Origin of the sequence: Kitasatospora sp. CMC57 (assembly GCF_045866025.2) — a bacterium.
Taxonomy (GTDB): domain Bacteria; phylum Actinomycetota; class Actinomycetes; order Streptomycetales; family Streptomycetaceae; genus Kitasatospora.
In genome coordinates this window covers 5360602-5383506 of the sequence record NZ_AP035881.2, presented here as the reverse complement: position 1 = coordinate 5383506, position 22905 = coordinate 5360602, and the positions used below count along the sequence as shown (strand labels likewise).

At 71.9% G+C, this 22905-nt stretch carries 19 protein-coding genes; 15 read left to right on the top strand and 4 right to left on the bottom strand.

Annotated elements, in window-relative coordinates; all coding sequences use genetic code 11:
* Positions 1 to 53: 53 nt before the first annotated feature.
* The 4 genes from lpdA to ACKUU6_RS24075 all read left to right on the top strand — a co-directional run bounded on the left by lpdA (position 54) and on the right by ACKUU6_RS24075 (position 4612).
* Positions 54 to 1442 (top strand): dihydrolipoyl dehydrogenase, encoded by a 1389-nt coding sequence (lpdA, locus tag ACKUU6_RS24090; RefSeq protein WP_407990645.1) that lies wholly within the window; start codon positions 54 to 56, stop codon positions 1440 to 1442.
* A 65-nt stretch (positions 1443 to 1507) separates the two neighbouring features.
* Entirely contained in the window at positions 1508 to 3265 is a 1758-nt protein-coding gene (gene sucB, locus ACKUU6_RS24085) for a 2-oxoglutarate dehydrogenase, E2 component, dihydrolipoamide succinyltransferase (protein ID WP_407990644.1), read from the top strand.
* A 115-nt stretch (positions 3266 to 3380) separates the two neighbouring features.
* Positions 3381 to 3896 (top strand): DUF4240 domain-containing protein, encoded by a 516-nt coding sequence (locus tag ACKUU6_RS24080; protein ID WP_407990643.1) that lies wholly within the window; start codon positions 3381 to 3383, stop codon positions 3894 to 3896.
* A 104-nt stretch (positions 3897 to 4000) separates the two neighbouring features.
* Positions 4001 to 4612, top strand: coding sequence for a phosphoribosylanthranilate isomerase (locus tag ACKUU6_RS24075; protein WP_407992216.1), 612 nt, complete (start codon positions 4001 to 4003; stop codon positions 4610 to 4612).
* A 40-nt stretch (positions 4613 to 4652) separates the two neighbouring features.
* Here ACKUU6_RS24075 and ACKUU6_RS24070 read toward each other — a convergent pair whose 3' ends face one another.
* Together ACKUU6_RS24070 and ACKUU6_RS24065 are read right to left on the bottom strand one after the other, a co-directional pair.
* The gene (locus tag ACKUU6_RS24070; protein WP_407990642.1) at positions 4653 to 5549 is read right to left on the bottom strand and encodes a DUF2510 domain-containing protein; all 897 of its coding nucleotides are present in this window, start codon (positions 5547 to 5549) and stop codon (positions 4653 to 4655) included.
* 139 nt (positions 5550 to 5688) lie between these two features.
* Positions 5689 to 6189, bottom strand: coding sequence for a GNAT family N-acetyltransferase (locus tag ACKUU6_RS24065; protein WP_407990641.1), 501 nt, complete (start codon positions 6187 to 6189; stop codon positions 5689 to 5691).
* Between the two features lie 106 nt (positions 6190 to 6295).
* Between ACKUU6_RS24065 and ACKUU6_RS24060 the strand changes: the two genes are divergently transcribed.
* From ACKUU6_RS24060 to ACKUU6_RS24050, 3 genes are all read left to right on the top strand, one after another.
* Positions 6296 to 7201: a TIGR01777 family oxidoreductase gene (locus ACKUU6_RS24060; protein ID WP_407990640.1), complete on the top strand. Its 906-nt coding sequence runs from the start codon at positions 6296 to 6298 to the stop codon at positions 7199 to 7201.
* Between the two features lie 280 nt (positions 7202 to 7481).
* Positions 7482 to 8849, top strand: a complete 1368-nt coding sequence (locus ACKUU6_RS24055; protein ID WP_407992215.1) for an NAD(P)/FAD-dependent oxidoreductase — start codon at positions 7482 to 7484, stop codon at positions 8847 to 8849.
* Positions 8850 to 9087: 238 nt separating this feature from the next.
* A complete protein-coding gene (locus tag ACKUU6_RS24050; RefSeq protein WP_407990639.1) occupies positions 9088 to 10329 on the top strand; it encodes a cation:proton antiporter in 1242 nt (413 codons plus the stop codon).
* 22 nt (positions 10330 to 10351) lie between these two features.
* On the opposite strand, the gene ACKUU6_RS24045 is transcribed toward ACKUU6_RS24050, so the two are convergent.
* Positions 10352 to 12106, bottom strand: a complete 1755-nt coding sequence (locus ACKUU6_RS24045; protein ID WP_407990638.1) for a regulator — start codon at positions 12104 to 12106, stop codon at positions 10352 to 10354.
* Between the two features lie 298 nt (positions 12107 to 12404).
* On the opposite strand from ACKUU6_RS24045, the gene ACKUU6_RS24040 reads away from it, so the two are divergent.
* The 7 genes from ACKUU6_RS24040 to ACKUU6_RS24010 all read left to right on the top strand — a co-directional run bounded on the left by ACKUU6_RS24040 (position 12405) and on the right by ACKUU6_RS24010 (position 19692).
* On the top strand, positions 12405 to 13166 hold the full coding sequence (locus tag ACKUU6_RS24040; protein ID WP_407990637.1) for a 3-hydroxybutyrate dehydrogenase: 762 nt from the start codon (positions 12405 to 12407) through the stop codon (positions 13164 to 13166).
* A 55-nt stretch (positions 13167 to 13221) separates the two neighbouring features.
* Complete coding sequence (locus ACKUU6_RS24035; RefSeq protein WP_407990636.1) at positions 13222 to 14586, top strand: MFS transporter; 1365 nt, start codon at positions 13222 to 13224, stop codon at positions 14584 to 14586.
* Between the two features lie 82 nt (positions 14587 to 14668).
* The gene (locus ACKUU6_RS24030; RefSeq protein WP_407990635.1) at positions 14669 to 16582 is read left to right on the top strand and encodes a helix-turn-helix domain-containing protein; all 1914 of its coding nucleotides are present in this window, start codon (positions 14669 to 14671) and stop codon (positions 16580 to 16582) included.
* 177 nt (positions 16583 to 16759) lie between these two features.
* Positions 16760 to 17530, top strand: coding sequence for a lipoyl(octanoyl) transferase LipB (gene lipB, locus ACKUU6_RS24025; RefSeq protein WP_407992214.1), 771 nt, complete (start codon positions 16760 to 16762; stop codon positions 17528 to 17530).
* Between the two features lie 120 nt (positions 17531 to 17650).
* Entirely contained in the window at positions 17651 to 18604 is a 954-nt protein-coding gene (locus ACKUU6_RS24020; protein ID WP_057232964.1) for a lipoyl synthase, read from the top strand.
* A 122-nt stretch (positions 18605 to 18726) separates the two neighbouring features.
* Entirely contained in the window at positions 18727 to 18918 is a 192-nt protein-coding gene (locus ACKUU6_RS24015; protein WP_407990634.1) for a hypothetical protein, read from the top strand.
* An 84-nt stretch (positions 18919 to 19002) separates the two neighbouring features.
* The gene (locus ACKUU6_RS24010; protein ID WP_407990633.1) at positions 19003 to 19692 is read left to right on the top strand and encodes a DUF4191 domain-containing protein; all 690 of its coding nucleotides are present in this window, start codon (positions 19003 to 19005) and stop codon (positions 19690 to 19692) included.
* An 83-nt stretch (positions 19693 to 19775) separates the two neighbouring features.
* Here the strand turns inward: ACKUU6_RS24010 and ACKUU6_RS24005 are convergent, their stop codons facing one another.
* Positions 19776 to 20243, bottom strand: a complete 468-nt coding sequence (locus ACKUU6_RS24005) for an RDD family protein (protein ID WP_407990632.1) — start codon at positions 20241 to 20243, stop codon at positions 19776 to 19778.
* Between the two features lie 258 nt (positions 20244 to 20501).
* On the opposite strand from ACKUU6_RS24005, the gene glnA reads away from it, so the two are divergent.
* Positions 20502 to 21914 carry a type I glutamate--ammonia ligase gene (gene glnA / locus ACKUU6_RS24000; protein ID WP_407990631.1) on the top strand — a complete coding sequence of 471 codons (1413 nt, stop codon included), beginning with the start codon at positions 20502 to 20504 and terminating at the stop codon, positions 21912 to 21914.
* Positions 21915 to 22905: the final 991 nt, after the last annotated feature.

Below are 22905 nucleotides of genomic sequence, written 5' to 3'. Positions count from 1 at the left end.
ACCGGACCGCGACCGGCCCGGCGAACCGCACCCCTTTGCATGGAGGACGTGACGTGGCGAACGACGCCAGCACCGTTTTCGACGTAGTCATTCTCGGAGGCGGAAGCGGCGGTTACGCCGCGGCGCTCCGTGCAGCGCAGCTGGGTCTGAGCGTTGCGCTGATCGAGAAGGGTGAGCTGGGCGGCACCTGCCTTCACCGCGGCTGCATCCCGACCAAGGCCCTGCTGCACGCGGCCGAGATCGCCGACGAGACCAAGGAAGCCGCCGAGTTCGGCGTCCTGGCCACGTTCCAGGGCATCGACATCAACGGCGTCCACAAGTACAAGGACGACGTGATCGCCGGCCTGTACAAGGGCCTGCAGGGCCTGGTGGCCTCCCGCAAGGTCACCTTCATCCAGGGCGAGGGTCGGCTCTCCTCGCAGACCTCGGTGGACGTCAACGGCCAGCGGGTCGAGGGCCGTCACATCGTCCTCGCCACCGGCTCGGTGCCAAAGTCGATCCCCGGCCTGAACATCGACGGCGACCGCGTGATCTCCTCGGACCACGCGCTCAAGCTCGACCGCATCCCGAAGTCGGCCGTCATCCTCGGCGGCGGCGTGATCGGTGTCGAGTTCGCCTCGGTCTGGAAGTCCTTCGGCGTCGACGTCACCATCGTCGAGGCCCTGCCGCACCTGGCTCCGCTGGAGGACGAGAACTCCTCCAAGCTGCTGGAGCGCGCCTTCCGCAAGCGTGGCATCAAGTTCGAGCTGAAGGCCCGCTTCTCCGGTGTCGAGTACACCCAGGACGGCGTGCGGGTCTCCACCGAGAACGGCAAGCAGATCGACGCCGACCTGCTGCTGGTCGCCATCGGCCGCGGGCCGGTCTCGGCCGGTCTCGGCTACGAGGAGGCCGGGGTCGCGATGGACCGCGGCTACGTCCTGGTCGACGAGTACATGCGCACCAACGTGCCGACCATCTCGGCCGTCGGCGACCTGGTCCCGACCCTGCAGCTGGCCCACGTCGGCTTCGCCGAGGGCATCCTGGTGGCGGAGCGGCTGGCCGGCCTCAAGGCCGTGCCGATCGACTACGACGGTGTGCCGCGGGTGACCTACTGCAACCCGGAGGTTGCCTCCGTCGGCATCACCGAGGCCAAGGCCGTCGAGCTGTACGGCAAGGACAAGGTCGTCACGCTCAAGTACAGCCTGGCCGGCAACGGCAAGAGCAAGATCCTCAAGACCGCCGGCGAGATCAAGCTCGTCCAGGTCAAGGACGGCGCCGTGGTGGGTGTCCACATGGTCGGCGCCCGCATGGGTGAGCAGGTCGGCGAAGCCCAGCTGATCTACAACTGGGAGGCGCTGCCCTCCGAGGTCGCGCAGCTCATCCACGCGCACCCGTCGCAGTCCGAGGCGCTCGGCGAGGCGCACCTGGCGCTGGCCGGCAAGGCGCTGCACGCGCACGACTGATCCGCGCTCAACCCCGGCAGTTCACCCATTCCTGTACGCAAGACTTGATAGGAGTCGCTGAAACCATGGCGGTCTCAGTAACACTGCCCGCGCTGGGCGAGAGCGTTTCCGAAGGCACCGTCACCCGCTGGCTGAAGGCCGAGGGTGACCGGGTCGAGGTCGACGAGCCGCTGCTCGAGGTCTCGACCGACAAGGTAGACACCGAGATCCCGGCTCCCGCCTCGGGCATCCTGGCCTCCATCAAGGTCGGCGAGGACGAGACGGTCGCGGTCGGCGCCGAGCTGGCCATCATCGACGACGGCTCCGGTGCGCCGGCCGCCGCCGCGGCCCCGGTCGCGGAGGCCGCTCCGGCCGCCCCGGCCCCGGTCGCCGAGGCGCCCGCCGCCGCTCCCGCCGCGGAGGCCCCGGCCGCCGCTCCGGCCGCTGCCGCCCCCGCCGCCGACGCCACCCCGGTGCTGCTCCCCGCCCTGGGCGAGTCGGTCGCCGAGGGCACCATCACCCGCTGGCTCAAGGCCGAGGGCGAGACCGTCGAGGTCGACGAGCCGCTGCTCGAGGTCTCCACGGACAAGGTCGACACCGAGATCCCGTCGCCGGTCGCCGGTGTGCTGGTGAAGATCCTGGTCGGCGAGGACGAGACCGCCATGGTCGGCGCCCAGCTCGCGCTGATCGGCGCGGCGGGTGCGGCTCCGGCCGCCGCCGCTGCTCCGGCCGCCCCGGCCCCCGCGCCGGTCGCCGAGGCTCCGGTCCCCGCTCCGGCCCCGGTCGCCGCTCCGGCCCCGACCCCGGCGCCCGCTCCGGTGGCTGCTCCGGCCCCCGTGGCCGCTGCCCCGGCGCCCGCTCCGGCGCCCGTGGCCGCGCCGGCCCCGGTCGCCGCTGCCCCGGTCGCCCCGGCTGCCGACGGTTCGGATGCCTACGTCACCCCGCTGGTCCGCAAGCTCGCGGCCGAGCAGGGTGTCGCGCTCTCCTCCGTCACCGGCTCCGGTGTCGGCGGGCGCATCCGCAAGCAGGACGTGATCGCCGCCGCCGAGGCCGCGAAGGCCGTCCCGGCTCCGGTGGCCGCTCCGGCCGCCGCGCCGAAGGCCGCTGCCGCCGCGCCGTCCCCGCTGCGCGGTCAGACGGTCAAGATGACCCGCATGCGCAAGGTCATCGGCGACAACATGATGAAGGCCCTGCACGAGCAGGCCCAGCTCACCACCGTGGTCGAGGTGGACGTCACCAAGGTGATGTCCATGCGCGGCAAGGCCAAGGACGCCTTCCTGGCCCGCGAGGGCGTGAAGCTGTCCCCGATGCCGTTCTTCGTCAAGGCCGCCGCCCAGGCGCTCAAGACGAACCCGGTCATCAACGCCCGGATCAACGAGGGCGAAGGCACCATCACCTACTTCGACTCCGAGAACATCGGTATCGCGGTGGACTCGGAGAAGGGTCTGATGACCCCGGTCATCAAGGGTGCGGGCGACCTCAACCTCGCCGGTATCTCGAAGAAGACCGCCGAGCTGGCCGGCAAGGTCCGCGGCAACAAGATCAGCCCGGACGAGCTGTCCGGCGCCACCTTCACCATCAGCAACACCGGCTCGCGCGGTGCGCTGTTCGACACAGTGGTCGTGCCGCCGAACCAGGCCGCCATCCTGGGCATCGGCGCCACCGTCAAGCGTCCGGTCGTCATCGAGTCCGACGGCGGCACCGCCATCGGCATCCGGGACATGACGTACCTGTCGCTCTCCTACGACCACCGCCTGGTGGACGGCGCGGACGCCGCCCGCTACCTGGTCGCCGTCAAGGAGATCCTGGAAGCCGCCGAGTTCGAGGTCGAGCTCGGTCTGTAAGGCCGTCAGTTCCCGTCGGAACCCCGCGTCGTCCACCCGGACGGCGCGGGGTTTCCGCGTTTCGCGGGCCGCCTCGCGTGCGGGAGACCGGCCGAGCGGCGATGCTGGAGCGGTGATGTACGAGACGGACTTCTGGCAACTGATCGACGAGAGCCGGGACGCGGCCGAGGGCGATCCGGACGACCAGGCCGAGGCACTGGTCGAACGGCTGGCCCAGCTGACGCCGGATGACGTGGTGGACTTCGCCCGGCTGTTCGAGGCGCGGTTCCAGCGGGCCTACCGGTACGACCTCTGGGGCGCGGCCCACCTGATGCTGGACGGCGCCTCGGAGGACACCTTCGACTTCTTCCGGTGCTGGCTGATCAGCCAGGGCCGGGAGGTCTTCGAGGGCGCGCTGCACGACCCGGACGCCCTGGCGGAGCTGGTGCCGGACTTCGACGAGGAGGAGGACGGCGATGCCGAGGACCTCGGCTACGCCGCCGACGAGGCGCACGAGCAGCTGACCGGCCTGCCGCTGCCGGACCTCGGCACCGCGCAGCCCCGGCGTCCGGAGGGCGACAGCTTCGACTTCGAGGACGCCGAGGAGATGGCGAAACGGTTCCCCCGGCTCTGGGAGCTGTACGAGCGCTGACGGCGGCTCAGGCGGGGGTGGTGCCGGAGGTGGGGTCGGGCGCGTACCGTACTCGGGTCGGGGCCCGGACGCGGCCCCGGCCGGTTGCCGCCTGAGCAGGAGACATCGGGACAGTGTTCGTGAAGATCTGCGGTCTGAGCACCGCGCAGGACGTCGCGGCCGCCGTCGCGGCCGGTGCCGACGCGATCGGCTTCGTGCTCACCGAGAGCCCCCGCCGGATCGACCCTGCGGCCGCCCGTCGGCTGGCCGAGCAGGTGCCGACCGGGGTGCTGACGGTGGCGGTGTTCGGCCGGGAGCCGTCGGACGAGGTCCGGCGGGCCGCGACGGCGGCCGGGGTGGGCGCCGTCCAGCTGCACGGTGACCATCCGCCCGCGGCCTTCGCCGAGCTGCGGGACCTGGGGCTGCGGCTGGTCCGGGCCACCTCGGCGGCCGTCGGGGCGGGTGCGGTCTGCGGTGACTTCGGCGAGGACCTGCTGATCCTGGACTCGCCGGTGCCCGGTTCGGGCGAGCCGTGGGACTGGTCCGAGCTGGGCGCCAATCCGCCGGGCGGCTCGTGGCTGCTGGCGGGCGGGCTCGGCCCGGCCAACGTGGCCGAGGCGATCGCGGCCGCCCGGCCGTGGGGCGTGGACGTCTCCAGCGGGGTCGAGGTGCAGCGCGGGGTCAAGGACCCGGCGCTGATCACGGAGTTCGTCCACCGGGCCAAGGCGGCGGGCTGACGGTACGTCCCAGGGCTGTCCGGCGATCCTGCCGGGCGCCCTAGACGGACGTGCCGGTGGTTCCCCCGGTGCTGCCGGGCAGGGGGCGGATGGCGGCGACCAGTTGGTCGAGCAGTTCGGGCTTGGGGGCGTCCGGGTGTTCGTCCGTCGAACCGACCAGCACGGTGAAGCCGCCGCCGGCCGCCCGGACCGCCACCACCAGGACGTAGCCGGGGACGCCCTTCACCGGCTCCACCCGCCACCGCTCGGCGTAGCCGGTCACACCCGCCACCGTCACCGGGGCCGAGACCACGGTGCGGGTCGAGGTGAGGTCCCCGTACAGGGTCGGCGCGTGGGTGGCCATCTCCGCCCGGGCCACCGCCTGGGCGGAGGCGCCGTCGGCGCGCTCGGCCACCACCGCGAAGTTGGCCCGGACGCAGCTGCCGCTGCCGATGTCGCAGGAGTACGGCGTGGTGGAGAACTGCAGGGTCACCTTGTCGCCGTGGTCGTCGATCCGCCAGCCGGACGGGACGGGCACCTCCCAGCCGCGCGACAGCTCCTGCACCGAGCGGGTCGACGGCAGCGAGGGAAGGCTGGGCGGCGCTGGGCTGGGCGTGGGGGTCGGAGCCTGGGTCGGGCTGGGCGTCGGCGTAGGGCTGGCGCTCGGCGACGGGCTCGGGCCGGCAGTGAGACTGCTCTTCGCGAGCGTCGGCGGAGAAGCCTGATCGTCGCCCCGCGTTGCCCAGACCGTCACGCCCGCTCCTGCGGCCAGCACGACCAGCACCAGGGCGATCACCAGCCCGACCCTGGCCCCGCGCTTCGAGGTGACGCCCGGCCCGGCCGGGACCGGGCGGACGTCGGCGGTCCAGGCCGCACCGTCCCACCAACGCTCCTGGGCAGCTCCGTCCGGCCCCGGGTCGAGCACGGGGTACCAGCCGGGCGGCGTCGAGTAGGTCACGGCGGTACCGTACCGGTCACGCGTTCTTCCCGTCAGCTGCTTGGTACTTGACGATCCGTCAGCTCGCGGCCTCGATCGCGGGCCGACGCACTTTGGTGCAGGCCACCGAGGGTGCCCGGTGGGGGCCGGACGGGTTCCGTCAGAGCGGGCGACCCATCCAGACGTCGTCCACGTAGGCGCCGTCCAGCCAGAACTCCTCCGGCAGGATGCCGGTCACCTCGAAGCCGCAGCGTTCGTAGAGGCGGCGGGCGGGGGCGTTGTGGGCTAGCACCCGGAGGGTCATCCGGCGGATGCCGTCGGCGCGGGAGTGGTCGCAGGCGGCTTCGATCAGGGCGCGGCCGATGCCTTGACCGCGGGCCTCGGGGTCGACCACGAAGCCCTGGATCTGGCGGATGTGCCGGTTGCTGTCCAGCGGTGTGGCGGGGCCCTGGTGGACGTACCCGAGGATCCGGCCCGAGGACTCCGCCACCAGGAAGTGCTCGGGCGGGCGTCGTTCGTCGAAGAGTTCGGCGTCCGGGGCGGGCTGGGGGACAACGTCGCTGAGCCAGGACCAGGAGGCCCGGTCGAGGCGGGCGAGCTCGGGCTCGTCCTCCTGCCGGGCCGTACGTATCGTCAGGTCAGCTGTGCCGTTAGCTCCCATGGTGGTCATCGTAGGCGGCCGGCCGAAGATCGGACCCGCCCTTTTCGGCAGGCCGTTTCGGCGGGCCCGAGCGGGGAACGGGCGGGTCGGCTGCCAGGATGGGGTCATGCGTATCGCGGTGACTGGGTCCACGGGTCTGATCGGTTCGGCGCTCGTCCGCTCGCTGTTGGCGGACGGGCACGAGGTGGTGCGGTTGGTGCGGCAACGGTCCAGGACCGGGGTGCAGCCGGACGGCACCGTCGGGGTGGGGTGGAACCCGCAGCGGCTGCAGATCGACCGGGCGGGCCTCAAGGGCGTCGAGGCGGTGGTGCACCTGGCGGGTGCCGGGGTCGGCGACCGGCGCTGGACCGAGGCGTACCGGCAGGAGATCCGGGACAGCCGGGTGCTCGGCACCGAGACGCTGGTCGGCGCGCTGGCCGAGCTGAAGGAACCGCCCAGGGTGCTGGTCAGCGGTTCGGCGGTGGGCTTCTACGGCCAGACCGGGGACCAGGTGATCGACGAGGATGCGCCGCCCGGTCACGACTTCCTGGCCCGGGTCTGCGTGGAGTGGGAGGCGGCCACCCGCCCGGCGGAGCAGGCTGGCGTCCGGGTGGCGCACGCCCGGACCGGACTGGTGCTCTCGGCGAAGGGCGGCGCGGGCGGGCGGCTGTTCCCGCTGTTCCGGCTGGGCCTCGGCGGGCGGCTGGGCGACGGCACGCAGTACTGGAGCGTGATCTCGCTGGCCGACGAGGTGGCCGCGCTGCGCTATCTGATCGACACCCCCGACCTGTCCGGACCGTTCAACCTGACGGGCCCCGCGCCGGTGACCAACGGGGAGCTGACCGAGCTGCTCGGGCGCGCCCTCGGCCGGCCGACGCCCTTCGCGGTGCCGGAGTTCGCGCTCAAGGCGGCGCTCGGCGAGATGGCGGTGGAGGTGGTGGGCAGTCACCGGGTGGTTCCGGCGCGGCTGTTGGCGGCCGGCTTCCGGTTCGAGCACCCGACCGCCGAAGCGGCGGTACGGGCGGCGGTCTGACCGGGCGCGGGGCCCGGTGCCCGAGGTGGCGGGTTGCCCGGGTGCAGGCGCGGCGCCTGGGGCGGCTCAGGGGGGCGCACGGCAGCAGGTTCACGGCGCACCGCACGCATGCGGTGACCGTACGCGCCCGAAGAGCCGTCGAACGCGCTCATCCGGCGCACAGTCCGTGACCGTGCCCCGCCCCCTGTCCCCACTCCTCCCGATTCGAACCCGACTCCCGGCCTGATCCGCGGATTGACGGGGCATCACATGCTCGGACCGTGTCCCGGCACCCTGCGGCCTGCCCGGCCGCAGCCCCGGGACCAGGGAGGGGAGCACACTCGTGCCCGCACATGACTTCACCCGTCGTACCCGCCACCAGTCCGACCCGGATGTCGTGGTGGTCGGCGCCGGACTCGCCGGGCTGGCCACCGCCCGCGCACTGACCGGCCGTGGCCTCACCGTCCAGGTCCTGGAGGCCACGGACCGGATCGGCGGCCGGGCGGCCGGGCGGGAGCTGGACGGCTTCCGGCTGGACCACGGCGGCCAGTTGCTGAACACCGACTTCCCCGAGCTCGGCCGAGCGCTCGACCTGGAGCGGCTGGAGCTCAGCCCGCTCGCCCCCGGCGTCCTGGTGCACAGCGCCGGGCGCCGCTACCGGTTCGGAGGGCCGCAACAGACCCCGGCCCGGCAGGTCACCGGCCGGGGCCCGCTGGGCAGTCCGCTGGACCGGGCCCGGCTGGCCTCGGCCTTCGGCAGGCTCGCCGCCACCCCGGCGCCCCGGCTGCTGGCCCGGCCCGAGACCACCACCGCCCGGGCGCTGACCGACCGCGGACTGCCCTCGCGCACCGTGGACGGCCTGCTCCGCCCGCTGCTCGGCGCCCTGCTCAGCGACCCGGCGCTCGGCACCAGCAGCCGGGTCTCCGATCTGGTGCTGCGCTCGTACGCCCGTGGCCGGCTCTGTCTCCCGGCGGCCGGACTGGCCGCCGTACCCGAGCAGTTGGCCGAGGTCCTACCCGCCGGAACGCTCCGGCTCGGGGTCCGCGTCACCTCGGTGGCCGCCGACGGCGTGCAGACCGCCGCACACGGCCGGATCGCCGCCCGCGCCGTCGTCCTGGCCACCGACGCGCAGGCGGCCGCGCTGCTGCTCCCCGGGCTGCGGGTGCCGGACTTCCACCCCGTCACCACGTACTTTCACGCCGCCGACCGCTCACCGCTGGACGAGCCGCTGCTGCTGCTCGACGCCGACCGGCCGCAGGGTCGCCCGGCGCTCTCGCACTCGCTGGTGCTCAGCGACCTGCACCCCTCGTACGCCCCACCGGGACGGGCGCTGGTCGCCACCACCGTGCTGGGCCGCCGCCGCTTCGACCAGGGCGGCCCGGCGGGGTACGAGCCGCTGCTGCGCCGCCGCCTGGTGCACCTGTACGGCTCCGCCGCGGCCCACTGGGAGTTCCTGACGGTCCGGCACGTGCCGGACGCGGTGCCGGCGATGCCGCCGCCGCACAACTTCCGCCGCCCGGTCCGGCTGCTGGCCGGCCTGTACGTCTGCGGCGACCACCGGGACACCAGCACCGTCCAGGGCGCACTGGTGTCGGGGCGGCGGGCTGCCCAGGCGGTGCTGCGGGACCTGCGCGTTCCGGGAGTGGGGGTGGCTGCCGAAGCGGCGTAGCGCCTCCGGCGGGGGCTCGGGTTGTGTGGTGGCGAGGCAGAAGGCGAACGTGCCTGGCCATGTGCGCATGGATCGCCTCGCAGAGGTGGGCATCGCCCACGCGGCGGAGCCGCACGTCAGCAGAGCCCCGAGCCCCTGGGCCGTAGGCGGCGAAGCGTCTGCCCCGACGCGGCGGAGCCGTGCAGCGGCGGCGGCCGTGTCAGGATGTCGAGATGACGCATAGTCGGACATTTCACCGATGAAGGCCGACGAGGCGGACGCGCTCGCGCTCGTGCTGATCCCCGCCTGTGCAGTGGCCGCGCCGCTGCTCTCGGACCGGGTGTACCGGTGGCTGGCCGTGCCGACCGTGGTGTTCGAGATCGTGGTCGGGGTGCTGATCGGACCGGACGTGCTGGACCTGGCTCAGGTCGGTGACCTGGTGGAGTCGCTGTCGCAGTTCGGCCTGGCGTTGCTGATGTTCCTCGCGGGCTACGAGATCGACTTCGCCCGGCTCCGTGGCGGCCCGCTCGGACGGGCCGTCACCGCCTGGTCGATCACGCTGGTGATCGCCCTCGGGGTCGGTGCCCTGTTCAACCGCGATCCGCTGAACGGTGCCTTCGTGGGCCTGGCCCTGACCACCACCGCGCTCGGCACGATCCTGCCGATCCTGCGGGACTCCGGCGATCTGCCCACGCCTTTCGGCTCGATGGCGATGGCCACCGGTGCGGTCGGCGAGTTCGGCCCGATCATCGCGATCGCCCTGCTGCTGAGCGGCAACCGTCCGCTCAAGTCCGCCGTCATCCTCGGTGCCTTTGCCCTGATCACCGCCGTCGCCGTCGGTTACGCCCGCCGCCCGCGCCCGGCGTGGGTGACCCGGGTGATCCGGCGGACGCTGCGCACCTCGGGCCAGTTCGCCGTCCGCACCGTCGTCCTGGTGCTCGCGGTGATGGTCGGAGCCGCCATCTCGCTCAGTCTGGACATGCTGCTCGGCGCCTTCACGGCCGGCATCGTCTCCCGCCTGCTGCTCAACGAGGTGCCCGAGGCGGAGGAGGAGGTGATCGAGGCCAAGTTGGAGGCCATCGGGTTCGGGTTCCTGGTGCCGATCTTCTTCGTGGTCAGCGGGATGAACTTCGACCTCGACGCGCTCCTCTCCGACCCGGGCACCCTGCTGCTGGTCCCGCTCTTCCTGCTGTCGTTCGTCCTCCTGCGGGGCGTCCCGGCCACCCTGCTGGCGCCGCCCGAGCTCCCCGGCCGGGACCGGATCGCACTCGGCCTGTACGGCTCCACCGCGCTCCCGCTGGTGGTGGTCATCACCACGATCGAGGTGGAGGCCGGGCGACTGCCCTCCTCCACCGCTGCCGCCCTGGTCGGCGCGGGCATGCTCTCCGTCCTGATCCTGCCGCTGCTCGGCCAGCGCGTGCGCGGTGGCACGGCGAAGCCACCGCCGCCGCCCCCGCCCACGCCGGACGGCAGCCGCCGGGAGCGGGCGGAGAGCTGGTGACGGACCGTCGGGTGACGTCGGCTCAGATCACCCCCGACTGCCGGGCCGCCTCGTCGAAGGCGCGGGCCGACTGGTTGGCCCGGTAGGGGGTCAGGCGGCGGTGGAAGTCCCGCAGGTACTCGACCGTACGGGCCGAGCGCATCTCTCCGGCCGCCCGCAGGGCCTCGGTGGCCAGGGTGCAGGCGTCGTCGATCTCGCCGAGGCCGAGGCGGGAGCCGGCCAGCACCAGCCGGCAGAGGATGCGGCTGCGGGCGTAGGCCGGGGCCCGTAGTCGCAGCGACTTCTCGGCGTGCTGGGCGGCCGGACGCCACTGCTGGAGGTCGCGGTAGCAGTGCGCGAACTCGTCGGCGAGCTGCGCCTCGTCGAAGTACCGGGCCCAGGAGGGCAGTTCGTCGTTGGGGCGGGCGATGCCGAGGGCCCGCTCGCAGCGGACCAGGGCGGTGGTGCAGGAGCGTACGTCGCCGAGCAGCGCGTGGCCACGGGCCTCGGCGGCGTGCATCAGGGCCTGCACGGTCGGCGCGGCGGCCGTACCGACGCCCTGCTGGGCGACCCTGGCCAGCTGGATCGCCTCCCGGCCGTGGCCGAGGTGGACGGCCTGCTGGCTCATCGTGGTGAGCACGTAGCCGCCGAGCACCCGGTCCCCCGCCGCCTGGGAGAGCCGCAGCGCCTGGACGAAGTACCGCTGGGCCAGGCCGTGTGCGGCGATGTCGAAGGAGGTCCAGCCCGCCAGCCGGGTCAGATCCGCCACCGCGCCGAACAGGGCGCGGCCGATCTGCTCGCCGTACCGGCCGCGCAGCATCGGCTCGGCCTCGCTCTCCAGGTACCTGACCAGCGCCTGGCGGGCATGGCCGCCGCCGTACGCGTGGTCCAGCGCGCGGAACAGGTCACCGACGGCCCGGATGGCGGCGATGTCGCCCCGGCCGACCCTGAGCGGGGGCCGCTGCTCACGGGCCTCGGCGGCCTCCAGGGCGGACTGTGGCGCCGCACCCCGGCTCTGGGTCGGCACCCGGCCCAGCCCCGCCGCCTGAGGGGCCCGTACGGCGCTCCGCGCGGCGGGCAGGCCGGAGCGTACCCCCGGTGGCTGCGGACGGCCTGACGAGGCGTCAGGCATCCCCGGCAGACCCGGCAGACCGGGGACGGACCCGTCCCTGGCCACCCGCTCGTCGGTGCGGCCGATCAGCCAGTCCCGGCTGGGCACCACCAGGCCGGCCGGGGTGAAGGCGATCCGGCGCAGCTCGGACTGCTGGCCGGTGTCCTTGTGCCACATGCTGGCGACGATGTCCACGGCCTCCTGCGGGCTCTCGGCGAACTCCAGGCCCGCGTAGACCGGGGCGCACGCCTCCAGACCGATGTCGAGCGCGGTCAGCCGCCGCCCGAGCCGACGGGTGAAGACCTCGGCGATCAGCGCGGGGGTGGCGCCCCGGGGCTGCTGGCCGCGCAGCCAGCGGGTCACCGAGGTCTTGTCGTAGCGGAGGTCGAGGCCGTGCTCCAGGCCGAGTTGGTCGACCCGACGGGCCAGCCCGGCGTGCGAGAAGCCGGCCTCCTCGATCAGCGCGGCGAGCCGGGGGTTCTGCGTCTTGTCCAGGGACGGACCTGCCGCGCCGGGGCCTGTCGGTTCGGACGGACCGGCTGCGGCCGCCGGCTCGGACGCCTGCCGGAGCCCGCCGGGTGTCGCCCCGGCCGGCCCCTCGATCGGATCGAGGCGCGGATCGAGGTGCGGGTCGAGCGGGTCGAGCGGTCCGTACGCCGGGCTGTCGGTTGCAGGCCGTTGGGGCATATCAGTCACACCTCTCGAGCGCCTCACCAGTCCCCCCGGTGCATGGAGCGGCGCCCCCTGTCGGGAATCGGCGTGAATGTAGCGAGCATTTCGCCGCTATGGGTGGATCTGGGCGGGCAATCCTCCGAACGGGTGACGCAATGGCGCCCGTTGTAGGGAAGGTGCTGCGGCGGGTGTTTGGCCGTGCGTGCCTCCTCGACCCGACTACCCGCATGGCGGCGGTCACCATGACACGGCACTGACCTGTGGCTACCCGACACATGGGAGCGAGCGCCGCCGGTTCCTACCGTTCTCGGCCATGGACACCACTTCACCCCGCTCGCTGGCCGGCCGTACGGCCCTGGTCACCGGCGCCGCCTCCGGGATCGGCCGGGCCTGCGCCGAGACCTTCGCCGCCGCCGGCGCCCGGGTCTACGTCGTCGACCTCGCGGCCGGGGCGGCCGACGAACTCGCCGCCCGGATCGGCGGCGAGGCGATCGTCGCGGACCTCTCCGACCCGGCTGCGGTGGACGCACTGCCCGACGACGCCGACATCGTCGTCAACAACGCGGGCCTCCAGCACGTCGCGCCGGTGCACGAGTTCCCGCCGGACCGCTTCGCGCTGATCCAGCGGGTGATGGTGGAGGCCCCGTTCCGCATCCTGCGCCGCACCCTGCCGCACATGTACGGGCAGGACTGGGGACGGGTCGTCAACATCTCGTCCGTGCACGGGCTGCGGGCCAGCGCCTTCAAGTCGGCGTACGTCACCGCCAAACACGGCCTGGAGGGGCTGAGCAAGACCGTCGCCCTGGAGGGTGCCCCGTACGGCGTCACCAGCAACTGCATCAACCCCGCCTACGTGCGCACCGCCCTGGTGGAGAAGCAGATCGCCGCCCAGGCCCTGGCGCACGGCATCCGGGAGGACGAGGTGGTGGAGCAGATCATGCTCGACCGCACCGCGGTCAAGCGGCTCATCGAGCCCGACGAGGTGGCCCAACTCGCCCTCTGGCTCTGCTCCCCGCACGCCTCCTACATCACGGGCGCCAGCCTGCCGGTCGACGGCGGCTGGACCGCACACTGATCCCCGGTTCTCTCCCCCCCCTGCACCGCCCGCCCGCAACCAGACAGGTGACCCCATGCCCAGTTCTCCCGACGCAGCGAGAACCCAAGGCGCCCGGCTCCGCAAGGTCGTCGCCGCCAGCCTGATCGGCACCACGATCGAGTGGTACGACTACTTCCTGTACGGCACCGCCGCCGCGCTGGTCTTCAACAAGGTGTTCTTCCCCAACACCGACCCGCTGACCGGCACCCTGCTCTCCTTCCTCACCTACGCGATCGGCTTCGCCGCCCGGCCGCTCGGTGCGCTGGTCTTCGGGCACTTCGGTGACCGGATAGGCCGCAAGCGGCTGCTGGTGCTGAGCCTGCTGCTGATGGGCGGTTCGACCACCCTGATCGGCTGTCTGCCGACGTACCACCAGGTCGGCGTGCTGGCACCGGTGTTGCTCACCCTGCTGCGGCTGGTGCAGGGCTTCGCGCTCGGCGGGGAGTGGGGCGGCGCAGTGCTGCTGGTCTCCGAGCACGGGGACGCCAAGCGGCGCGGCTTCTGGGCCTCCTGGCCGCAGGGCGGCGCGCCGGCCGGGAACCTGCTGGCGGCCGGTGTGCTCTCGCTGATGACGGCCGTCCAGTCCGACGCGGACTTCGTCGCCTGGGGCTGGCGGGTGCCGTTCCTGCTGTCCGCGCTGCTGGTGATGGTCGGCCTGTGGATCCGGCTCGCGGTGGACGAGTCGCCGCTCTTCAAGCAGGCGCTGGCCGCCTCGGAGGCCCGCAGGGCGCAGGCGCCCGAGCAGCCGCCGCTGGTCGCGGTGCTGCGCCACCACTGGCGCGAGGTGCTGACCGCGATGGGCGCGCGGATGGCGGAGAACATCTCGTACTACGTGGTGACCACCTTCGTGCTGGCCTACGCGGTCGGCCACGTGCACCTGCCGAAGCAGACCGCGCTGAACGCGGTGCTGATCGCCTCGGCGGTCCAGTTCGCGCTGATCCCGCTGTTCGGGGCGCTCTCGGACCGGATCGGGCGCAAGCCGGTCTACCTGTTCGGCGCGGTCGGGGTCGGGATCTGGGCGTTCGTCTTCTTCGGCCTGGTGGACACCAAGACCTTCGGCTCGATGGTGCTCGCGGTGACCGTCGGACTGTTCTTCCACAGCGCGATGTACGCCCCTCAGGCGGCCTTCTTCTCCGAGCTGTTCGCGACCCGGATGCGGTACTCGGGTGCCTCGATCGGTTCGCAGTTCGCCTCGGTGGCGGCCGGCGCCCCGGCCCCGCTGATCGCCACCGCGCTGCTCAAGGACTACGGCAGCTCGACCCCGATCGCGGTCTACGTGGCGATCGCCTCGGTGATCACCGTGGTCGCGGTGCTCTGCGCCAGGGAGACCAGGGGCCGCGACCTGGCCGAGGTCGGCGAGGACGCCGAGGCTCCCGCCGGGCAGCCCGTCAGCGTCTGAACCACGCCCGGAACGATCACTCCCGGAACGTCCGGTACCGCTTCGGTACCGGACGTTCCTCCACCCCCGTAGAACTGGCACGATGGCCCGCACCATGGACGACCAGCACCCCCACTCCAGTGCCGCCCCCGCCCTGCGGCGACTGCTCGACCTGCTCGCCTCCGGCGCCGCCACCGAGGACTTCGCCGAGGTGCTCGCCGACGCCCGGCGCCAGGGTGCGCCCACGGCCGTACTGGCCGAGATCGACGACGCGACCTGGCTGGCCCTACGGGTGCACCGGACGATGCGTCAGCACCGGCGCAGGGAGGCCGAACTGACGGCGCTCTTCGACACCGCAGGCGACCTGGCCGCCTCCCGCGACCTGGACGCGGTGCTGCAGGCGATCGTCCGCCGGGCCCGGATGCTGCTCGGCACCGACACGGCGTACCTGACCCTGCCCGACCAGGCGGCCGGGGACACTTACATGCGGGTCACCGACGGCTCGGTCTCGGTGCTGTTCCAGACCCTGCGGCTCAGCCTCGGCGACGGATTGGGCGGCCTGGTCGCGCAGACCGCCAGGCCGTACGCGACACCGGACTACCGGACCGACGAGCGGTTCCACCACACCGGTGAGATCGACGCCGGGGTGCTGGACGAGGGCCTGGTCGCGATCATCGGCGTCCCGCTGCTGCTCGGCGGCCAGGTGATCGGCGTGCTGTTCGCGGCCGACCGCTCGCCCCGGGCCTTCTCCCCGGACGAGGTCGCACTGCTCTGCACGCTGGCCGCGCACGCCGCGATCGCGCTGGACACCGCGAAGGCGCTGGCCGACACCCGGGCCGCGCTGGCCGAGCTGAACACCGCCAACGCGGTGATCCAGGCCCACTCCGCCGCCGTCCAGCGCGCCGAGCGGGCCCACGACCGGCTCACCGACCTGGTGCTGCGCGGCGCCGAAGTCCCCGACGTGGCCGCCGCGGTGGCCGCGCTGCTCGGCGGCGAGGTGGGCGTACGCGACGCCGAGGGGCTCGTACTGGCGGGGCGCACGCCGGGAGCCGACGGACTGGCGGACGCGGTCGCCGCCTCGCGCGCAGAGGGCCGCGCCGTCCGGGTCGGCGACACCTGGGTCTGCGCGGTGCTGGCGGGCCAGGAACCGCTGGGCAGCATGGTGCTGCACGACCGGCCCGACCTGGACGACGCCGACCGCCGCCTGTTCGAGCGGGCCGGTGTGGTCACCGCGCTCCTGCTGCTGCTCCGCCGCTCCGTCGCCGAGACCGAGAACCGGGTCCGCGGCGAACTGCTGGCCGACCTGCTCAGCGCTCCCGACCGCGACCCGGCCGGACTGACCGCCCGGGGCCGCCGGCTCGGCGTCGACCTGGGCCGACCCCACCTGGTGCTGGTCGCCATGGTCCCGGCCGCAGACCGGGCCCGGCTCGCGGGCGCGGCCTCCCGCTACCTGTTCGGCTCACGCGGGATCAGCGCCGAGCACGGCGAGACCGTCGTCCTGCTGCTCCCCGAGGACGGGGCCACCACCCCCGGCGACGCGGCCGGGCTGGCCGCCGAGCGGCTGGCAAGGCTGGCCGGGGTCCCGGTCACGGTCGGCGCCGGCCGGGTCGCCGCCGGTCCGGTGGCGCTCGCGGCGGCGTACGCGGAGGGCCTGCGCTGCGTACGGGCGTTGGGGGTACTCGGGCGGTCGGGTGACGGGGCGTCGGCCGCCGACCTGGGCTTCCTCGGCGTCCTGCTCGGCGACGGCCACGACGTCGCGGCGTTCGTCGGCGCCACCCTCGGGCCGCTGCTCGACTACGACGCCCGCCGGGGCACCGAGCTGGTCCGTACCCTGCGCGCCTACTTCGAGTGCGGCGGCAGCCTGACCCGGGCCAAGGACGAACTGCACGTCCACGTGAACACCGTGGTCCAACGCCTCGACCGGGTCGAGATCCTGCTCGGCCACGACTGGAACCACCCGGAACGCTCCCTGGAGCTCCAGCTGGCGCTACGCCTGCAACTCCTCGCCGAGAAGTAGCTCCGCAGGAGGCGGCGACGTTCGGCAGCCGGCGGAGCCGCACCTCGGCAGAGCCCCCTGCGGGCGCTCGGTCCGCCCGCGCTCCCGGTGCTTCGAACGGGAGGCGTACAGTTTCGGGGTTGGTCTCGAACGCCATGGCAAGGAGCAGCGGTGAGCGAGCAGGTGCGGTTCGTGCGAATGGGCACAGGCGAGCGGTCGGTGCCGTACGAGGAGGCCTGGGCGGAGCAGCAGCGGCTGCACGCGCTGCGGGTCGCGGACGAGATCCCGGACACCGTGCTGCTGCTGGAGCACCCGCCGGTGTACACGGCGGGGAAGCGGACCAACCCCGAGGACTTCCCGCTCGACGGCACGCCCGTGGTGCAGGTGAACCGGGGCGGCGAGATCACCTGGCACGGCCCCGGCCAGCTGGTCGGGTACCCGATCGTGAAGCTGCCGGACCCGATCGACGTGGTCGCATACGTCCGTCGGCTGGAGGAGGCGCTGATCCGTGCCTGTGGCGAGTTCGGGGTGAAGACCACCCGGATCGAGGGGCGCAGCGGGGTCTGGGTGCTCGGTGCGGACATCCCGGGGGCGGTGCCGGATCCGTCCCAGGCGATCGAGATCGGCAAACTCACCCTTCGGATGGGACTGCCGCTGGGGATCGACCCCCGGCTGGCCGGGCCGGAGTACGCGGCGTCCAACGCGGGCCAGCGCGGCGACGACCGCAAACTCGCGGCGATCGGCGTGCGGGTGGCGCGCGGGGTGACGATGCACGGGTTCGCGCTGAACTGCGATCCCGACATGACGTGGTTCGACCGGATCGTGCCCTGTGGCATCCGGGACGCCGGCGTCGGCTCGGTCAGTTCCGAGCTGGGCCGTGGTTTCGGGGTCGGCGAGGCCCTGCCGGTGGTGGAACGGCACCTCCGCGAGGTGCTGGCCGAACTGCCGGAGCCCGCGCTGACCCGCTGAGCGGGAATGCCCGGTGCCACCCGGGCGCTGCCCCCTGCGAATGCAGGGCGCAGGCCCGGCACAAGCCCTACAAGCACAGGCGTACCCTGGGGGTACCCCGTCTAGTTCTAGGAGTCGCACGTGTCCGCTGTCGCGCCCGACGGCAGGAAGCTCCTCCGCCTGGAGGTCCGCAACAGCGAGACCCCCATCGAGCGGAAGCCCGAGTGGATCAAGACCCGGGCCAAGATGGGCCCCGAGTACAACGCCCTCCAGTCGCTGGTGAAGAAGGAGGGGCTGCACACGGTCTGCCAGGAGGCCGGCTGCCCCAACATCTTCGAGTGCTGGGAGGACCGCGAGGCGACCTTCCTGATCGGCGGTGACCAGTGCACCCGGCGCTGTGACTTCTGCCAGATCGACACCGGCAAGCCCGCCGACTTCGACCGGGACGAGCCGCGCCGGGTGGCCGAGTCCATCGTCACGATGGACCTGAACTACGCCACCATCACCGGTGTCGCCCGGGACGACCTGCCGGACGGCGGGGCCTGGCTGTACGCCGAGACGGTCCGCCAGGTGCACGCGCTGACCGCCGACCGGGCCACCGGGCGGACGGGCGTCGAGCTGCTGATCCCCGACTTCAACGCGGTGCCCGAGCAGCTGGCCGAGGTCTTCTCGTCCCGCCCCGAGGTACTGGCGCACAACGTCGAGACGGTGCCGCGGATCTTCAAGCGGATCCGCCCGGCGTTCCGCTACGAGCGTTCGCTGGACGTCATCACCCAGGCCCGCGCGGCCGGTCTGGTGACCAAGTCCAACCTGATCCTGGGCATGGGCGAGACCCGCGAGGAGGTCAGCCAGGCGCTGGCCGACCTGGTGGGCGCGGGCTGCGAACTGATCACCATCACCCAGTACCTGCGGCCTTCGGTCCGGCACCACCCCGTCGAGCGCTGGGTGAAGCCGCACGAGTTCGTCGAGCTCCAGCAGGAGGCCGAGGAGCTGGGCTTCGCCGGCGTCATGTCGGGCCCGCTGGTCCGGTCCTCGTACCGGGCCGGGCGGCTGTACCGCCAGGCGCTGGAGCACCGCGAGCGCGCGGGCGTCTGACGTACCGAGCGGGGGCGGGGCGTTCTCGGGACGCCCCGCCCCCGCTTGCATTCCGGCTTTCTTTCATCCGGCTTTGACCGGCAGGTCACCGTCCGGTAACACCCGAGGGGGAGGCTGGAAGCATGCCGAAGAAGACCGGAATCGTCGTCCACGTCCTGCGGCGCACCGAGCGGATGCTCCTGACGGGTGGTCAGCAGCGGGCCCGCAGGAACGCCTGGTCGGCCGTCTGCGAGAACAGCCGGCACGCCGCCGACCGCTCCCAGGCCGCCGCGCTCTTCCCGGCCGAGCAGGCCGGTGCGCTGCGGCGCGCCTGATCTCCGACCCGCGTCGGCGATCCCCGGTCACAGCTGGGGGCGCCCCTTGGATATCCCGTGCCCCCGCCACGTACCATGAGCGTTATGGCGAGGCAAAAATCGGATACCCCTGGGCGGCTCAGTCAGATCCGCCAGGCGTACACAATGACCAAGAAGGTCGACACCAAGATCGGCCTGATCATCGCGGCCGTCGGCCTCATCACCTTCGGCGTGTTCCTCGCCATCGGCTTTGTGCTCGACCACCCGGTTTACCTGGGGATTCTCGGCTTCATCGTGGCCTTCCTGGCCATGGCGATCGTCTTCGGACGACGCGCCGAGAAGGCGGCCTTCGGTCAGATGGAGGGTCAGCCCGGCGCCGTCGCGGCCGTGCTGAACAACATCCGGCGTGGCTGGAACGCCAACCCGACCCCGGTCGCGGTCACCCGTAACCAGGACGCGGTCTACCGGGCGATCGGCCGTCCTGGCATCGCGCTGATCGGCGAGGGCAACCCGAACCGGGTCCGCGGCCTGCTGGCGGCCGAGAAGAAGAAGATGGCCCGCGTGGTCGGCGACGTCCCGGTGCACGACATCGTGGTGGGCAACGGCGAGGGCGAGGTGCCCCTGAAGAAGCTCCAGGTGCACCTGATGCGCCTGCCGCGGGCGATCACCCCGGGCCAGGTCACCGAGACCAACGACCGGCTGCGCGCCCTGGGAGACCTGCTCTCCAAGGCACCGATCCCCAAGGGCCCGATGCCCAAGGGCGCCCGGATGCCCAAGGGCGGCCAGGCCCGCTGACCACTCCCCCACCGACACACCACGGCCCCGCCGCGAGCATCTCGCGGTGGGGCCGTTCGACTTGCGAGGCGCCTGGCGTGCGGTCAGATCCGGACCTCGACGGTGCCGACCGCCTTGTCGTGCAGGCCCCGGGTGTCCCGGTCCCAGACGACGGCCGGGACCACCAGGCAGAGCAGCAGGGTGCGCAGCAGCACCTGCGGGATGGACGCCCGGCCGCCGTCCAGCCGGACCACCCGCAGGCCGAACAGCCGCTTGCCGACCGTGGTGCCGGTGGTGGCCAGCAGCACCGCCGTGACCACGTAGAACAGCGGCGTGGACCACAGGTTGGCGTGCGCCGCGACCCCCTGGCTCACCAGCCCGTACGCCACCAGGCTGCACAGCCAGCCGTCGACGAACAGCGCTCCGATCCGCCGCCCGGGGCCGGCCAGCGCGCCGGGGCCATCCTTGGGTAGGCCGAGGCGCTCGCCGCGGTAGCCGAAGTCGGCACCCATCCGCTCGGCGGCGGTCTTAGGGCCGTCGATCCACGATCCCAACGCATCTCTGGTGTCCACGAATCCACACTATCCGGGCACCACGGGCGATCTTCGGGCCCCTCCCCCCGTACGGGTGATTCGGCTTCGGCCGACTCCCTCGAGTGGTCCAGACCACTTGCCGGACAGCCCCTCGACGGGGGCGGCGTTTTGCCCGGAACCGTACGCGTTTGCCGCCCGTCCGACCGGCGCGGTTAACATTCAGGAAACGGTGGAGTCACCAGCCGGAAACAGCAGATTCCTAGGGTGAGCCACCACACGGCCCGCTGAGGAGGATGGATGTTCAACAACGCCGCCGAGGTCAAGCAGTACATCGCGGAGAACGACGTGAAGTTCGTCGACGTGAGGTTCTGCGACCTGCCGGGCGTCATGCAGCACTTCTCAGTGCCTGCGGCGACCTTCGACCCGTCCGAGACCCTGATGTTCGACGGCTCGTCGATCCGCGGTTTCCAGGCCATCCACGAGTCCGACATGGCGCTCGTCCCGGACCTGACCACCGCCAGGCTCGACCCGTTCCGGAAGGAGAAGCACCTCAACATCAACTTCTTCATCCAGGACCCGATCACCGGCGAGGCCTACAGCCGCGACCCGCGCAACGTCGCCAAGAAGGCCGAGGCCTACCTGGCCTCCTCCGGCATCGCCGACACCGCGTACTTCGGGCCCGAGGCGGAGTTCTACGTCTTCGACTCGGTCCGCTTCGAGACCAGCGCGAACGCCTCGTACTACCACATCGACTCCGAGGCCGGCGCATGGAACTCCGGCGCCGAGACCGGTGACGTGCGCGGCTACAAGGTCAAGTACAAGGGCGGCTACTTCCCGATCCCGCCGGTCGACCACTTCGCCGACCTGCGCGCCGAGATGTCCCTCGAACTCGCCGCCGCCGGCCTGGAGGTCGAGCGCCAGCACCACGAGGTGGGCACCGCCGGGCAGGCCGAGATCAACTACAAGTTCAACACCCTGCTGCACGCCGCCGACGACCTGATGCTGTTCAAGTACATCATCAAGAACGTGGCCTGGCGGAACGGCAAGACCGCCACCTTCATGCCGAAGCCGATCTTCGGCGACAACGGCTCGGGCATGCACGTCCACCAGTCGCTGTGGACCGAGGGCTCCCCCCTGTTCTACGACGAGCAGGGCTACGCGGGCCTCTCCGACACCGCCCGCTACTACATCGGCGGCCTGCTCAAGCACGCTCCCTCGCTGCTCGCCTTCACCAACCCCTCGGTGAACTCGTACCACCGCCTGGTCCCCGGCTTCGAGGCCCCGGTCAACCTGGTCTACTCCCAGCGCAACCGCTCCGCCGCGATCCGGATCCCGATCACCGGCTCCAACGCCAAGGCCAAGCGTATCGAGTTCCGCGCCCCCGACCCGTCCTCCAACCCCTACCTCGCCTTCGCCGCCATGCTGATGGCCGGCCTCGACGGCATCAAGAACAAGATCGAACCCCTCGAGCCGGTCGACAAGGACCTGTACGAGCTGGCGCCCGACGAGCACGCCTCCGTCCCCCAGGTCCCCGCCTCCCTCGGCGCCGTCCTGGAGGCCCTGGAGGCCGACCACGAGTACCTCCTCGCGGGCGGCGTCTTCACCCCGGACCTGATCGAGACCTGGATCGACTTCAAGCGTACGAACGAGATCGCCCCGATCGCGCTGCGGCCGCACCCGCACGAGTTCGAGCTGTACTACGACCTGTAGAGGGCCCTCTGACCTGCGGAAACGCAAATCTCCATCTTGGCATTTCCGCAGGTCGGCAAGTCGCTGACCTGCGGAAACGGAATCTGGCGATACGCGCCGGGCTCGCGACATCCCCGCGATGTGCACCGGGTGTGCACCCAGATCGAACTCGCGGCCGGTCCTCCCGCTACCGCTCCCGCAGCGGGTAGGCCCTGCACCGCGCATCGACCGTTGGTCACACTGGGTAGCCGCACTGGCTGGAGCCGATCTCGCTGAGGCCGGCTTCAGATCGCAGCACATTGATTTACCGAAATGCGTTGACCTTGAAGGCTGCCACCCCATTGATGAGGTGGCAGCCTTCAAGGTCCAGCAATTCTTTATTCAGGTGTCGTCCCGGGGGACATATCTATGTTCTCTTACCCTCCGGGCCTCACGGAGACCCGGCTGCGGATCTGGTCCCTAACTTGGGAGTAAACGTCGACCTGTACCGTTGGGCCGACCCACATGGAAAGAGCTACGGCATAGTCAACCGAATCTCCCTCAAGGTCACCAGCCTGCTCCAGGCATTTGACGCGCACCGTCATACTGGAGCCCTGACCAGCTGCGAAGGTCCTTTCAGTCTGCCAGTATTGGCGCAGAATTGTTTGTTGCACCACGGTTTGCTGTGTCCTTAGACAGGCCGACAGGGGTCCCGAGATCTAGGATAGGACCGCTCGGCTTGACGAATTGAAGTGCGGCACGCCTATATTGTCGATGGCGCCAGTTGATAGGACTTAGCCAGGCCAGAGTCGCTTCAACTCGCTTAGCCTCGCGAATATTCAGCCCATCGGGCAGAGGGAACTCGAGATCTTGCTCTTGGTTCGCTCCGATTGTGCCAGCGAACAGGACGACTGCCTCATTAGCACCGCATCCATCTGTGAGATCCCGCGCTAGAGGGCCGTAGCCTAGACATTGTTCGACTGGAAAATCCGCGTCTTCAAGCCCACCGAGCGGCTGAGTGCCGTGGATCAGG

Coding starts and splice junctions, on each gene's coding strand:
- sucB (WP_407990644.1), top strand. CDS start 1,508: ATGGCGGTCTCAGTAACACTGCCCGCGCTGGGCGAGAGCGTTTCCGAA.
- ACKUU6_RS24080 (WP_407990643.1), top strand. CDS start 3,381: ATGTACGAGACGGACTTCTGGCAACTGATCGACGAGAGCCGGGACGCG.
- ACKUU6_RS24065 (WP_407990641.1), bottom strand. CDS start 6,189: ATGGGAGCTAACGGCACAGCTGACCTGACGATACGTACGGCCCGGCAG.
- ACKUU6_RS24060 (WP_407990640.1), top strand. CDS start 6,296: ATGCGTATCGCGGTGACTGGGTCCACGGGTCTGATCGGTTCGGCGCTC.
- ACKUU6_RS24050 (WP_407990639.1), top strand. CDS start 9,088: ATGAAGGCCGACGAGGCGGACGCGCTCGCGCTCGTGCTGATCCCCGCC.
- ACKUU6_RS24045 (WP_407990638.1), bottom strand. CDS start 12,106: ATGCCCCAACGGCCTGCAACCGACAGCCCGGCGTACGGACCGCTCGAC.
- ACKUU6_RS24040 (WP_407990637.1), top strand. CDS start 12,405: ATGGACACCACTTCACCCCGCTCGCTGGCCGGCCGTACGGCCCTGGTC.
- ACKUU6_RS24035 (WP_407990636.1), top strand. CDS start 13,222: ATGCCCAGTTCTCCCGACGCAGCGAGAACCCAAGGCGCCCGGCTCCGC.
- ACKUU6_RS24030 (WP_407990635.1), top strand. CDS start 14,669: ATGGCCCGCACCATGGACGACCAGCACCCCCACTCCAGTGCCGCCCCC.
- lipB (WP_407992214.1), top strand. CDS start 16,760: ATGGGCACAGGCGAGCGGTCGGTGCCGTACGAGGAGGCCTGGGCGGAG.
- ACKUU6_RS24015 (WP_407990634.1), top strand. CDS start 18,727: ATGCCGAAGAAGACCGGAATCGTCGTCCACGTCCTGCGGCGCACCGAG.
- ACKUU6_RS24010 (WP_407990633.1), top strand. CDS start 19,003: ATGGCGAGGCAAAAATCGGATACCCCTGGGCGGCTCAGTCAGATCCGC.
- glnA (WP_407990631.1), top strand. CDS start 20,502: ATGTTCAACAACGCCGCCGAGGTCAAGCAGTACATCGCGGAGAACGAC.